Genomic DNA, 12,943 nt, shown 5'->3' with positions numbered 1-12,943 from the left:
ACCAGCGGCACCCCCATCCCCGCAGACACGACGGGGATGCGGCGTGCCGGGGCGGATGACACCGTTGCGGCCCGATGAGGAGAGTGTGTGATGTCGGATGTGCTGATCGATCGCCCGGAGCTCGATGGTCTGGGGGTGTACGAGTTCGGCTGGCACGACCCCGATGCCGCCGGCGCCAGCGCGAAACGCGGTCTGAGCGAGGCGGTCGTCCGGGACATCTCGGCCCTCAAGAACGAGCCCGAGTGGATGCTGAAGACCCGTCTCAAGGGGCTCCAGCTCTTCGGGCGCAAGCCGATGCCGACCTGGGGCGCCGACCTCAGCGAGATCGACTTCGACAACATCAAGTACTTCGTGCGCTCCACCGAGAAGCAGGCCCAGTCCTGGGAGGACTTGCCCGCGGACATCCGTGAGACCTACGAGCGCCTCGGCATCCCGGAGGCGGAGCGTCAGCGCCTCGTCGCGGGCGTCGCCGCACAGTACGAGTCCGAGGTCGTCTATCACCAGATCCGCGAGGACCTGGAGCAGCAGGGCGTCATCTTCATGGACACCGACACGGCGCTGCGGGAGCACCCCGAGTTCTTCGAGGAGTACTTCGGGACCGTCATCCCGGCCGGCGACAACAAGTTCGCGGCGCTGAACACGGCCGTCTGGTCGGGTGGCTCGTTCGTGTACGTGCCGAAGGGCGTGCACGTGGAGATCCCGCTGCAGGCCTACTTCCGCATCAACACGGAGAACATGGGCCAGTTCGAGCGGACGCTCATCATCGCCGACGAGGGCAGCTACGTCCACTACATCGAGGGCTGCACCGCGCCGATCTACAAGAGCGACTCGCTGCACTCGGCCGTCGTCGAGATCATCGTGAAGAAGAACGCCCGCGTGCGCTACACGACGATCCAGAACTGGTCGAACAACGTCTACAACCTCGTCACCAAGCGTGCGGTCGCCCACGAGGGCGCGACCATGGAGTGGGTCGACGGCAACATCGGCTCCAAGGTCACCATGAAGTACCCGTCCATCTACCTGATGGGCGAGCACGCCAAGGGCGAGACCCTCTCGGTCGCGTTCGCGGGCCCGGGCCAGCACCAGGACGCTGGCGCGAAGATGATCCACATGGCGCCCTACACGCAGTCGTCGATCGTCTCGAAGTCGATCGCCCGCGGCGGCGGACGCGCGGGGTATCGCGGCGAGGTCCGTGTGGACGCGAACGCCCACCACTCGGCGAACACGGTGCGCTGCGACGCTCTGCTCGTGGACACGAAGTCCCGCTCCGACACCTACCCGGCGATCGACATCCGGGTCGACGACGTGCAGCTCGGGCACGAGGCCACGGTGTCGAAGGTCAGTGAGGAGCAGCTCTTCTACCTGCAGTCCCGCGGCATGCCCGAGGACGAGGCGATGGCGATGATCGTGCGCGGCTTCATCGAGCCGATCGCGCGGGAGCTGCCCATGGAGTACGCGATGGAACTGAACAAGCTCATCGAGATGGGCATGGAAGGATCGGTCGGCTAGATGACGGCCTCGACGACGGCGCCCTCTGCGGCGCAGGACACGCACGCCCACATCGACCCCGCGGCACAGGTCGCCGCGGCGGGGAGCTTCGTCCCCGTCCAGACCCGCTCGGAGCGCCCGCACTCGTTCGATCCCGCGGACTTCGACGCTCCGACGGGCCGCGAGGTCAACTGGAAGCACACGCCGGTGGAGCGCCTGCGCGCGCTGCTCGCGGACGAGCCGGGTGACGACGACGCGGTCTCGATCGACCTCGACGCGGCGGAGGCCTTCCTCGTCCCCGACGAGGAGGACGCATACGGGCAGTTCTTCCGTCCGGAGGACCGTGTCAGCGCCCTCGCCTGGAAGCACGCCCGCCGCGGTCTGCACCTGCGCATCGAGGAGAGCGACGAGGTGGCGGAGCCGATCGTGCTCCGCATCGACGGGACGGGCGCCGGCAAGCGCGCCTTCGGCCAGCTCCTCATCGAGGCGATGCCGAACGCGCAGGCCACGGTCGTGCTCGACCACCACGGGTCGGCGCAGTACGCGCAGAACGTCGAGATCATCGCGCGGGAGGGATCCCGCCTCACGGTGGTCTCCGTGCAGCGCTGGGCGGACGACGCGATCCACGCCGCGGCGCACCAGGCGCGGGTGGACCGCGATGCGGCGCTCACGCACTTCGTGGTGAGCTTCGGCGGGGGCGTCGTGCGCGTCAACCCCAGCCTGGAGCTCGCCGGCGCGGGCTCCGAGGGCCGTATGTACGGGCTCTCCTACGCGGACGCCGGTCAGCACCTGGAGAGCCAGGTGTACCTGCACCACAAGGGCCCGCACACGACCGGCGACGTCCTCTACAAGGGCGCCCTCCAGGGGGAGAGCGCCCACAGCGTGTGGATCGGTGACGTCCTGATCGGCCCGGACGCGACCGGCACCGACTCGTACGAGGCGAACCGCAACCTGGTCCTCACCGAGGGCGCCCACGCGGACTCGATCCCGAACCTCGAGATCGAGACCGGCGACATCCTCGGTGCGGGGCACGCGAGCGCCACGGGGCGTTTCGACGACGAGCAGCTGTTCTACCTCCAGGCCCGGGGCATTCCGGAAGAGGAGGCGCGCCGGCTGGTCGTGCTCGGCTTCCTGAGCGACATCGTGCAGCGGCTGCGCATCCCCGCCCTTGAGGAGGAGCTGCTCGCCGCGATCGAGGCGGAGCTCGCCGAGGTCTCCGCATGAGCGCCCAGCGCGCCTGCGGAGTGAGCGACCTCGAACAGGACACCCCGCTGCGGGTCGAGCTCGACGGCGTCCCGATCGCCGTCGTGCTCGACGCGGAGGGCACGATCCACGCGATCGGCGACACCTGCACGCACGGCGACATCTCGCTGTCCGAGGGGTTCGTCGAGGGGCAGACCCTCGAGTGCTGGGCGCACGGCTCGGCGTTCTCGCTGTGCACGGGCAAGCCGCTCAACCTCCCCGCCTACGAGCCCGTCCCCGTCTACGTCGTCGAGATCGATGGCGACGACGTGCTCATCGACCCCGCCGTCACGAAGGACGTCTCCGCGCTCTGACCAGCGCGCCGTCCCGACGCACCACGACGTAAAGAACCGACGAAGGAGAACAGAATGTCTGTCCTCGAGATCCGCGACCTCCACGTGACGGTCGAGACCGATGCAGGGACCACCCCGATCCTCAACGGGATCACCCTGACCATGCGCACGGGCGAGACCCACGCGATCATGGGCCCCAACGGCTCCGGGAAGTCCACGCTGGCCTACACGATCGCAGGCCACCCGAAGTACACCGTCACGAGCGGATCGATCACGCTCGACGGCGAGGACGTGCTGGAGATGAGCGTGGACGAGCGCGCCCGCGCGGGCCTGTTCCTCGCGATGCAGTACCCGGTGGAGATCCCCGGCGTCACCGTGACGAACTTCCTGCGCACGGCCAAGACCGCCCTCGACGGCGAGGCGCCGTCGATCCGGCAGTGGACCAAGGACGTCAAGGCCGCGATGGCGAACCTGCGCATGGACGGCAAGTTCGCGCAGCGCAACGTCAACGAGGGCTTCTCCGGCGGCGAGAAGAAGCGCCACGAGATCCTTCAGCTCGAGGTGCTCAAGCCGAAGATCGCCGTGCTCGACGAGACCGACTCGGGCCTCGACGTCGACGCGCTCAAGATCGTGTCGGAGGGCGTCAACCGCGCCAAGGCGGAGACGAACCTCGGTGTGCTGCTCATCACGCACTACACCCGGATCCTCCGTTACATCCGCCCGGACTTCGTGCACGTGGTCGTCGCGGGCAAGATCGTCGAGGAGGGCGGCCCCGAGCTGGCCGACCGGCTCGAGGACGAGGGCTACGACCGGTTCCTCGACCCCTCCGCGCCGATCGAGGCGTAGGCTGAAGCCATGACCGCGACCCTCACCGAGGAGAAGTACGACGAGGTCACCGAGGCGCTCAAGGACGTCATGGATCCGGAGCTCGGGATCAACGTCGTCGACCTCGGACTCATCTACGACCTCGCCTGGGACGACGAGAACGACGCCCTCGTGATCCACATGACGCTCACGAGCGCCGGCTGCCCGCTCACGGACGTGCTCGAGGAGCAGACCGCGCAGGCGCTGGACTCCGTCGTCGAGCGATTCCGCATCAACTGGGTGTGGATGCCGCCGTGGGGTCCGGAGCGGATCACCGACGACGGGCGCGACATGATGCGCGCGCTCGGCTTCGCGATCTGACCCGGCCCTGACGAAGGCCCGACGCCGCCTGGGCGTCGGGCCTTCGTCATGCTCCGTCCGCGCGGTCGCGACCGCTCCCGGATCGCTAGGCTCGGAGGATGACGTCCGCTCCGCTCCAGGCCCTGCCGATCGACCAGCTCCGTCAACGATCCAGCACCAAATGGCGGACGTATCCCGATGACGTCCTGCCGCTGTTCGTCGCGGAGTCCGACTTCCCCCTCGCCCCGGCGATCACGGAACGCCTCATGCGCGCGGTGGAGCTGGGCGACACGGGTTACACGCCGCCGGACCCGGGCGTCCGCTCCGCGTTCTCCGCGTTCGCGGCGCGCCGATTCGGCTGGACCGTGGACCCGACGCAGGTCCGCACCACGGGCGACGTGATGATGGGCGTCGTCGAGATCCTCCGCGCGGCGCTGCAGCCGGGCGACCGCGTCGTGATCGCACCGCCGGTCTACCCGCCCTTCGTCGACTGCATCGAGGAATCGGGGGCGGTCGTCGAGCCGGTGCCGCTGCGCGACACGGGCGACGGATGGGAGCTGGACACGGCGGGCATCGAACGCGCCCTCGCCGGCGGCGCGCGGGCGGTGCTGCTCAGCAATCCGCACAACCCGACCGGCACCGTGCACGCGCGGGAGGCGCTCGCACGGGTGGCTGAGATTGCGGCCGCGCACGGTGCGATCGTCGTGAGCGACGAGATCCACGCGCCGCTGGTGCAGCCGGGCGTCGCGTTCACACCGTTCCTCGCCGCCTCCGCGCAGGCGGCGGAGGTCGGCTTCACCGTCACGAGCGCGAGCAAGGCGTACAACCTCGCAGGACTCAAGTGCGCCGTGATGGTGACCGCGGGGGAGCGCCCCGCAGCCGTCGTCCGGGGTCTTCCCGCCGAGGTCGAGTGGCGGACCGGCCTGTTCGGCGCGCTGGCCGCCGTCGCGGCGTGGGCGCCGGAGAGCGACGCCTGGTTGGACGGACTCCTCGCGGCGCTCGATCAGAACCGCCGACTCCTCGCGCGCCTGCTGACCGAGCTGCTGCCCGAGGCGGAGTACCGCATCCCCGATGCCGGCTATCTCGCCTGGGTCGACCTGCGCCCGCTCGGCTGGGGCGACGACCCGGCCGGACGGATCCTGCGGGAGGCGAAGGTCGCCCTGAACCGCGGCCCGACCTTCGGCGCGGAGGGCGCCGGACACGTCCGGATCAACATCGCCTGCTCTCCCGAGGTGCTGACGGAGGCCGTCACGCGGATCGCCGCGCTGCGGTCGTCATGAGCACGAGGGCGTCGTGACGGCGGCCGAGGCCGCGCCCCGCGCGGACTCGATCTGGAGCGCGCGATACGCCGGCGTCACGCTCGGGGCCGTCGCACTGATCTTCCTCGCCGCGATCGAGGCGCTCGCGGTCACGACGGTGATGCCGGTGGTGAGCGCCGAGCTGCACGGCGAGTCGCTCTACGCCGTCGCGTTCGCCGGGACGCTCGCGACCGGGGTGATCGGCATGGTCGCCACGGGCGCCTGGTGCGATCGCGCCGGTCCCCGGCTCCCGGTGTACACGGCGACCGCGCTGTTCGTCGTCGGGCTCGTGATCGCCGGATCCGCGACGGACATGACGGTGTTCCTGATCGGCCGCCTCGTGCAGGGGCTCGGCGCCGGAGGCCAGACCGTGGCGCTGTACGTGGTGGTCGCGCGGCTGTACCCGTCGAGACTGCACGGGGCGATCTTCGGCGCCTTCGCCGCCGCGTGGGTGGTCCCCTCCATGATCGGTCCCTTCCTGGCGGGCGCGGTGACCGAGTACCTGCACTGGCGCTGGATGTTCCTCGGCGTCGCGGTCCTCGCGCTGCTGGCGCTGCTCCTGGTGGCGCTCCGCCTGCACGGCGTGGACCTCGGGCAGGGGGAGGCGGAGGGCACCCGAGGGATCGGGTCCCGGCTGATGCTCGCGGTCGTCGTCGCGGTCGCCGCCGTCGCGGTCGGGCTGGCCGTGGACGCGCCGCCGCAGTGGCGCTGGCCCGGGGCCGTCCTCGCCGTCGCCGTGATCGGGGTCGCGATCCTTCCCCTCCTGCCGCGGGGGACCCTGCGAGCCGGGAAGGGACTCCCCAGCGTGATCCTCATGCGCGGGCTCGTCGCCGGGGCGTTCTTCGCCGCGGAGGCCTACATCCCGTACGCCCTGATGGACCGCTTCGCGTTCCCACCGACCCTGGCCGGGCTCGCGCTCACCGGGGCGGCGCTCGCGTGGTCGGGGGCGTCCTGGCTCCAGGGGCGGATCGGGGATCGGCTGGGCAGCACGCGCATCGCGGTGATCAGCCTCGCCGCCGTGCTTGCGGGCGTCCTCATCGTTCTCGCGACGGTGAGCGTACCGCTGCCGCCGTGGCTCATCGTCGTGGGCTGGACCTTCGCCGGCGGAGGCATGGGCCTGGTCTATCCGCGCCTCAACGTGCTCATGCTCGCGTACTCCACCCGAGGGAACGAGGGCTTCCACTCCTCGGCGCTGTCCATCGCCGACTCGACGGGATCGGCGGTGGCGTTGGCGGTCGCCGGCCTGCTGTTCGGGGCTGCCGCGGCCGGCGCTGCCGCGTTCTCGGCCGTGTTCCTGCTGTCGATCGCGATGCTCCTGATCGCGCTCCTCCCCGGGCTCAGGCTCGGGAATCCGCCGTTGCGGGACTGACCGCCGAAGCCGCCTCGCCTCGGAGGCCCGCGCCGAGCATCCGGATCCCGAGGTCGAAGACGACGGCGTCGGCGGCGGCGCCGTCGTGCTCCGCCGCCGCACCGTGGCTCTCGGCGTGCATGCGCTGCTGCACGAGATTGGTGTGCCCGAGGATGAACTGCAGGATCGCCGTCGCGGCCGGAGCGTTTCGGGCGTCGACCCCCGGGAGGGCGTCGACGATGGCGTCGTGCGCGCGGGAGGCTCCCCGTCGCATCGCCGCCGTGCTGAGGACGACCTCGGCGCCGTCGCGACAGGCGAGCAGCGCGTCACGGATGCCCCGGGCGACCGTGAGGAGCCGGTCGTCGGGCCCTGCGCCCGGAGGCGACGGCGGAAGCGGCCGTTCGAGGATGCGGTCCGCCACCGCAGCGAGCAGGTCCTGCTTGCTGGAGAAGTGCCAGTACAGCGCGCTGGCCTGAACGTCCAGCTCTCCGGCGAGTCTCCGCATGGTGAGGTCGGGGAGTCCCACCCGGTCGAGGAGGTCGACGGCGACCGAGACGATGCGCTCCCGGTCGTGCCGCCCGGGGGAGGGAGGGGTCATGCCCCTCACTATACTGAACAGCGTTCTAGTGAACGCTGTTCAGGAGATCGCGTCTCGCGATCCGCATCCGAGTCGAGGAGGAATCATGACCTCACCCACCCGTCCGCTGGGGGCCGAGGCCGCACGCATCGCGGTGTTCGCCGCTCTGATCGTCGCGCTCGGCTTGGTCATCGTGCCACTGCCGGCAGGCGTGCCGATAACGGGACAGACGCTCGGCGTCATGCTCGCCGGGCTGGTGCTCGGTCCGCGGGTCGCACCGTTGGCGGTGCTGACCGTCCTCGCCCTGGCTGCGGTCGGCCTCCCGGTGCTGGCCGGAGGACGAGGGGGACTCGGCGTGTTCGTCGGCCCGAGCGCCGGATACCTGCTCGGGTGGGTCGCGGGCGTGGTCGCGATCGGCCTCATCGCCGGAACGGGGCGGCGGAGCGTCTGGCGGACGGCCCTCGCGACGCTCGTCGGCGGCGTCGGGGTGGTGTATCTGTTCGGGATCCCCGTCCAGGCCCTGGTCACGGGGGTGCCGCTCGGGGCGACGGCGCTGGCGTCGCTGGCCTTCCTCCCGGGCGATCTGCTGAAGGCGGTGGCCGCGACGGCGCTCGCGCTCGCGCTCCGCCGGGCGTACCCCCGTGCCTTCGCTCCCTCGCCGAGGCGCCCGGACGCGCCCGCCCATGTCGGCTGACATCCGGCTCGACGGGGTCGGGGTCCGCGCGGACGGCCGGTGGATCCTCCAGGACGTGAGTCTCCGCGTGACCGCACCGCGCACCGCCGTCCTCGGCGCGAACGGATCGGGCAAGTCGACGTTCGCCCGCCTGCTGAACGGTCTGCAGCACGCCACGACCGGGTCGGTGCGCGTCGGAGGGCTCGATCCCGTCCGCGACGCGCGGGAGGTCCGGCGTCGGGTGGGATTCGTCTTCGCCGATCCGGAGGCGCAGATCCTCATGCCCACGCCCGCGGAGGACGTCGCCTTGTCCCTGCGCGCCGGACGGCGAGGGGCCGCCGATCCCCGCGTCGGCGCCGTTCTCGACCGCTACGGCCTCGGGGGCCTGGCCGACGCCCCGGCGGCCGAGCTGTCGGGCGGCGAGAAGCAGCTGCTCGCGCTGGCGGCGGTGCTCGCGACGGAGCCGGACCTCGTCGTCGCCGACGAGCCCACGACGCGTCTCGATCTGCGCAACACCCGTCGGATCGCCGAGCTGCTCCTCGGGCTGCGCCAGCCCCTGGTGCTGGTCACGCACGACCTGGACCTGGCGCTCCGGTGCGACGAGGCGGTCCTCTTCGAGGACGGGCGGGTCGTCGCCGTCGGGTCGCCGGATGCCGTCGTGTCCGCCTACGTCGCCCAGTGCGCATGAGCACCGGCGAGAGGAGGGACCGCCCGTGAGACAGCTCTATCGCCCGGGGCGGAGCATCGTGCACCGGACGCCCGCCGGGGCCAAGATCGCGCTGCTCGCCGGCGCGGCGCTCCTGCTCGCTCTCGTCCCGCTGAGCGCCGTCGGCGTCGGCGGCGTCCTCGTGCTCGTCTCGCTGCTGTACCCGCTCGCCCGGCTTCCGCTGTCGGCGCTGGGCGCGGCGTGGTGGCGGCTGCGCTGGATCGTCGTGGTGCTCGGCGGCGCGCTCGGTCTGCTCGTCTCCTGGGAGGCGGCCGCCGTCAGCACCGGCCGAGTGGTCGCGCTCATGCTCCTTGCGGAGCTGGTCACGGCGACCACGACGATGGCGGCCGTGACCGAGGTGCTGCGCAGCGTGCTGACGCCGCTCCGGGCCATGGGCGTCGACCCCGATGCGGCCGCCCTGGTTCTCGCCCTGACGATCGCGACGGTGCCGGTGGTGTCCGGATTCGTCCAGCAGACGCGCGACGCCCACCGGGCGCGGGGCGTGCGGATGGGTCCGCGCGGTGCGGTGCCGATCCTGGTGCGGACCCTGCGGCATGCGGACGCGGTGGGGGAGGCGCTGACGGCGCGCGGCCTCGCCCCCTGACCGCGGACCGGTCGGCGTCCGCACGGCGCGGCGCCCTATACTGGGAGGCTGGCCATCCGGCCGCTCACCCTCTTCCAGAACGGACGTCTGCTGTGCTCGCCGTGCACGACCTCGAGATCCGCGTCGGAGCGCGCCTGCTCATGGAGAACGTCTCCTTCCGCGTCGCCGACGGCGACAAGATCGGCCTCGTCGGCCGCAACGGCGCCGGCAAGACCACGCTGACGAAGGTCCTCGCCGGGGACACGCTGCCGTCCGACGGCCGGGTGGACCGCAGCGGCGAGATCGGCTACCTGCCCCAGGACCCGCGCTCCGGGGACCCGGAGATGCTCGCGCGGACCCGGATCCTGGACGCCCGCGGGCTGGGATCGCTGACCCTGGGCATCCGTGAGGCCTCCGAGCTGATGGGCTCGGACGACCCGGCGGTGGCGGAGAAGGCCATGCGTCGCTTCGGGAACCTCACCGAGCGGTTCGAGTCCCTCGGCGGCTACGCCGCGGAGGCGGAGGCCGCGTCCATCGCACACAACCTCTCTCTGCCGGACCGCATCCTCGACCAGCCGCTGAAGACCCTCTCCGGCGGACAGCGGCGGCGCATCGAGCTCGCACGGATCCTGTTCTCGGACGCCGACACCATGATCCTCGACGAGCCGACCAACCACCTCGACGCCGACAGCGTGGTGTGGCTGCGCGAGTTCCTCAAGGGCTACAAGGGCGGCCTGATCGTGATCAGCCACGACGTGGAGCTCGTCGGCGAGACCGTCAACCGCGTGTTCTACCTCGACGCGAACCGCCAGGTCATCGACATCTACAACATGAATTGGAAGAACTACCTGCGTCAGCGCGTCGCCGACGAGGAACGGCGCAAGAAGGAGCGCGCCAACGCCGAGAAGAAGGCGACCCAGTTGCAGCTGCAGGCGGCGAGGTTCGGCGCCAAGGCGTCGAAGGCCGCCGCGGCGCACCAGATGGTCGCCCGCGCCGAGAAGCTGCTGTCCGGGCTGGAGGAGGTCCGGCAGGTGGACCGCGTGGCCAAGCTCCGGTTCCCGAAGCCGGCGCCCTGCGGCAAGACCCCGATGAAGGCCTCGGGGCTGTCGAAGTCCTACGGGTCGCTCGAGATCTTCACCGACGTGGACCTGGCGATCGACCGCGGGTCCAAGGTGGTCGTCCTGGGGCTCAACGGTGCGGGAAAGACCACCCTGCTGCGGATCCTCGCCGGGGTGGATCAGCCCGACACCGGTCAGCTGGAGCCCGGGCACGGCCTGAAGATCGGATACTACGCCCAGGAGCACGAGAACCTCGACGTGTCGCGATCCGTGCTGGAGAACATGGTGTCGGCCGCGCCGGACCTGACGGAGACCGAGGCGCGCAAGGTGCTCGGGTCGTTCCTCTTCACCGGAGACGACGTCCACAAGCCCGCGGGCGTCCTCTCCGGAGGGGAGAAGACGCGGCTGTCCCTCGCGACCCTCGTCGTCTCCTCGGCGAACATGCTGCTGCTGGACGAGCCCACGAACAACCTCGACCCCGCGTCCCGCGAGGAGATCCTCGGCGCCCTGGCCCACTACGAGGGAGCCGTCGTCCTCGTCTCCCACGATCCCGGTGCGGTGGAGTCCCTGAACCCCGAGCGGGTGCTCATCCTCCCGGACGGCGTGGAGGACATCTGGAGCCGCGAGTACCAGGACCTCATCGAGCTCGCCTAGGGGCGTGGCCGCTCGGGTCCGCCCCTTTCACCGTCGGTACGGTCAGCGGTGGCCGGCCGCGTCGAGGAGCTCGTCCTCGTCGTGCATGTCGCGATCGCGTCGGCGGCGCGGCTCGCGGGCGGGCCGCCCCTCCGCCTCCTCGCGGTGCTTCACGACCTCGGTGCGGATGATGTACCCGATGAAGATGAAGCCCATGAGGGCGAACAGGATCCACTGGATCGCGTAGGACAGATGCGGTCCCGGGTCCTCGGACGGCGCATCGAAGCCGTGCGGTCGTGCGGACGGTGCGGGGTCCTCCGACACGAGCGCTCCGTATGCGCCGGCGTCGACCGGGGCGGACGGGTCCTGAAGGCCCTCCGACTCCAGGAGGTCGGCGACGAAGCCGAGGTTGATGCTGGGGACCTGCCCCTCCGGCGCGCCGCGGCCGGAGGGCGGCAGGGGCTCCTGCGGGCGCAGACGCACGACGGCCTCGACGGGGCCCGTCGGGGCGGCGGGGACGACGTCGGGAACCTCGCCCTCGCCGGGGGCGACCCACCCGCGGTTCACGATGAGGGTCCGGCCGTCGTCCGTGCGGAACGGCACGAGCACCTCGAACGCGCTGGTGCCGCCGTGCGGACGGTTCCGGACGAGGAGCTGACCCTCGGGGACGTACTCGCCGCGCAGGAGCACCGGGCGCCACTCGTCCTCGGGGTCGAGGGCGGCGCCGGCCGGCAGCAGGTCACCCAGGGGCACCGCCGGGGCGTCATAGTTCTCCTCGACGAGGCGGATCTGCGTCTCTCGCCCTTCGTTGCGCGCGAACTGCCACTGGGAGAGCAGGACGCAGACGACGGCGAAGACGAGGGCGACGGCGACGTACCCCGCCCATCGCAGGAGCCGACGGCGCATCATGAGAACCCCTTCCGCACGTCCACCGGGAAGTCCCGGGCACGCAGGTAGTCGCTGAGGAACGCGACGTGTTCGTCGCAGGCCGTCCACACCTTCTGCCGATCCGGGGCGTGGATGCGCGGATTGCGCCAGAGCACGCGGTGGGTGGCGACGGAGCGGCACCCCGCGCGCGAGCACTCGGGGGCGGGGTCCGTCATCGGGCGGCTCCGGGATCGGGGTCCGCCGGCGTCGATCCGGTCTCCTGGATCCTCAGCGTGGGGCGGCCCTCGTCCGAAGCCGGGGGAGCGGGCTCGGTCGGCGCGGCGGTGATCCCGAGCTGGGGCGACTCGATGACGGTCTCGGTCGAATCGTCCCCGGCATTGGCGAACACCACGGCGATGTAGGGCAGCACGATCGCGGCGAGCGCGAAGAGCCAGGTGTACCAGCCGTACGGGGTCACGACCACCATGAGCAGCAGGCAGGCCACGCGGATCGACATCGTGACGATGTACTGGCGGGCTCGCCCCTTGGCCTCATCGCGCGGCGCGCGCGGCAAGGAGGTCAGCGAGGGGGCGGTGCGGGACTTTCTCACGGTGAGTCCAGCCTACGCCGCCGCACCGCTCTCGGATCACGACATGAGCGGGATCATCGACAGCGAGAACGCGCCGAAGAAGAGGAAGCTGATGATCGACAGGGCCACGATCACGATGAGTCCCGCCACCCCGATGTAGCCCAGGATCAGCCCGGCGATCGCCATGCCCCGTCCGCCCAGCTGCGGGTTGCGCTTGCACTGGCCCAGGGCGATGTGTCCCGTGATGACGGCCGCGATTGAGGCGAGCAGCGGGACGACCACCCAGATCAGCACGAGGCCGGCGATGCCGAGGATCATCGAGGTCACGGCGAGCCCGCTGGTCGGCGCGGGCGGAGCATACGGCGCCGCGTACCCGTACGCGGGCGGCGTGCCGTGCGCCCCGGGCCCGCCGTATGCCGACGGG

General features: G+C 71.2%; 16 protein-coding genes. 11 read left to right on the top strand and 5 right to left on the bottom strand.

The genetic code is table 11. The annotated features are described in order from the left end of the window. Positions 1 to 90: 90 nt before the first annotated feature. The 7 genes from sufB (at position 91) to MR1_RS07305 (ending at position 6,854) form a co-directional block, all read left to right on the top strand. The gene (gene sufB / locus MR1_RS07335) at positions 91 to 1,509 is read left to right on the top strand and encodes a Fe-S cluster assembly protein SufB (protein WP_067244536.1); all 1,419 of its coding nucleotides are present in this window, start codon (positions 91 to 93) and stop codon (positions 1,507 to 1,509) included. Beyond that, entirely contained in the window at positions 1,510 to 2,712 is a 1,203-nt protein-coding gene (sufD, locus tag MR1_RS07330) for a Fe-S cluster assembly protein SufD (RefSeq protein ID WP_067244533.1), read from the top strand. It abuts the gene before it with no gap. Then, the gene (locus MR1_RS07325; protein ID WP_067244531.1) at positions 2,709 to 3,044 is read left to right on the top strand and encodes a non-heme iron oxygenase ferredoxin subunit; all 336 of its coding nucleotides are present in this window, start codon (positions 2,709 to 2,711) and stop codon (positions 3,042 to 3,044) included. Before sufD ends, MR1_RS07325 begins: the two co-directional genes overlap by 4 nt. Before the next feature lie 54 nt (positions 3,045 to 3,098). Further along, entirely contained in the window at positions 3,099 to 3,869 is a 771-nt protein-coding gene (sufC, locus tag MR1_RS07320) for a Fe-S cluster assembly ATPase SufC (protein WP_067244529.1), read from the top strand. Positions 3,870 to 3,878: 9 nt separating this feature from the next. Beyond that, positions 3,879 to 4,208 (top strand): metal-sulfur cluster assembly factor, encoded by a 330-nt coding sequence (locus MR1_RS07315; RefSeq protein WP_067244526.1) that lies wholly within the window; start codon positions 3,879 to 3,881, stop codon positions 4,206 to 4,208. A gap of 98 nt (positions 4,209 to 4,306) precedes the next feature. Next, a complete protein-coding gene (locus MR1_RS07310) occupies positions 4,307 to 5,467 on the top strand; it encodes a MalY/PatB family protein (protein WP_067244524.1) in 1,161 nt (386 codons plus the stop codon). Positions 5,468 to 5,480: 13 nt separating this feature from the next. After that, positions 5,481 to 6,854, top strand: a complete 1,374-nt coding sequence (locus MR1_RS07305) for an MFS transporter (RefSeq protein ID WP_067244522.1) — start codon at positions 5,481 to 5,483, stop codon at positions 6,852 to 6,854. On the opposite strand, the gene MR1_RS07300 is transcribed toward MR1_RS07305, so the two are convergent. After that, the gene (locus tag MR1_RS07300) at positions 6,823 to 7,431 is read right to left on the bottom strand and encodes a TetR family transcriptional regulator (protein ID WP_067244520.1); all 609 of its coding nucleotides are present in this window, start codon (positions 7,429 to 7,431) and stop codon (positions 6,823 to 6,825) included. The two genes, MR1_RS07305 and MR1_RS07300, sit on opposite strands and share 32 nt — an antisense overlap. 85 nt (positions 7,432 to 7,516) lie before the next feature. On the opposite strand from MR1_RS07300, the gene MR1_RS07295 reads away from it, so the two are divergent. The 4 genes from MR1_RS07295 (at position 7,517) to MR1_RS07280 (ending at position 11,084) form a co-directional block, all read left to right on the top strand. Further along, complete coding sequence (locus MR1_RS07295) at positions 7,517 to 8,104, top strand: biotin transporter BioY (protein WP_067244518.1); 588 nt, start codon at positions 7,517 to 7,519, stop codon at positions 8,102 to 8,104. Beyond that, positions 8,094 to 8,771: an energy-coupling factor ABC transporter ATP-binding protein gene (locus tag MR1_RS07290; RefSeq protein ID WP_067244516.1), complete on the top strand. Its 678-nt coding sequence runs from the start codon at positions 8,094 to 8,096 to the stop codon at positions 8,769 to 8,771. Before MR1_RS07295 ends, MR1_RS07290 begins: the two co-directional genes overlap by 11 nt. Before the next feature lie 25 nt (positions 8,772 to 8,796). Next, entirely contained in the window at positions 8,797 to 9,393 is a 597-nt protein-coding gene (locus MR1_RS07285) for a CbiQ family ECF transporter T component (RefSeq protein ID WP_067244513.1), read from the top strand. Between the two features lie 92 nt (positions 9,394 to 9,485). Continuing rightward, entirely contained in the window at positions 9,486 to 11,084 is a 1,599-nt protein-coding gene (locus MR1_RS07280) for an ABC-F family ATP-binding cassette domain-containing protein (protein WP_067244511.1), read from the top strand. Positions 11,085 to 11,126: 42 nt separating this feature from the next. Here the strand turns inward: MR1_RS07280 and MR1_RS07275 are convergent, their stop codons facing one another. The 4 genes from MR1_RS07275 to MR1_RS07260 form a co-directional block, all read right to left on the bottom strand. Further along, positions 11,127 to 11,972 (bottom strand): SURF1 family cytochrome oxidase biogenesis protein, encoded by an 846-nt coding sequence (locus tag MR1_RS07275; protein ID WP_067244508.1) that lies wholly within the window; start codon positions 11,970 to 11,972, stop codon positions 11,127 to 11,129. Further along, positions 11,969 to 12,166, bottom strand: coding sequence for a hypothetical protein (locus MR1_RS07270; protein ID WP_067244506.1), 198 nt, complete (start codon positions 12,164 to 12,166; stop codon positions 11,969 to 11,971). Before MR1_RS07270 ends, MR1_RS07275 begins: the two co-directional genes overlap by 4 nt. Then, positions 12,163 to 12,540 (bottom strand): DUF3099 domain-containing protein, encoded by a 378-nt coding sequence (locus MR1_RS07265; RefSeq protein ID WP_084344429.1) that lies wholly within the window; start codon positions 12,538 to 12,540, stop codon positions 12,163 to 12,165. Before MR1_RS07265 ends, MR1_RS07270 begins: the two co-directional genes overlap by 4 nt. A gap of 36 nt (positions 12,541 to 12,576) precedes the next feature. Then, positions 12,577 to 12,943, bottom strand: a 367-nt coding sequence (locus tag MR1_RS07260; protein WP_217996196.1) for a DUF4190 domain-containing protein, incomplete at its 5' end; no start/stop codon positions are given.

The sequence above is a fragment of the Microbacterium resistens NBRC 103078 genome, from assembly GCF_001552355.1.
Lineage (GTDB): Bacteria > Actinomycetota > Actinomycetes > Actinomycetales > Microbacteriaceae > Microbacterium > Microbacterium resistens.
This window is presented reverse-complemented; position numbering and strand designations above follow the sequence as displayed.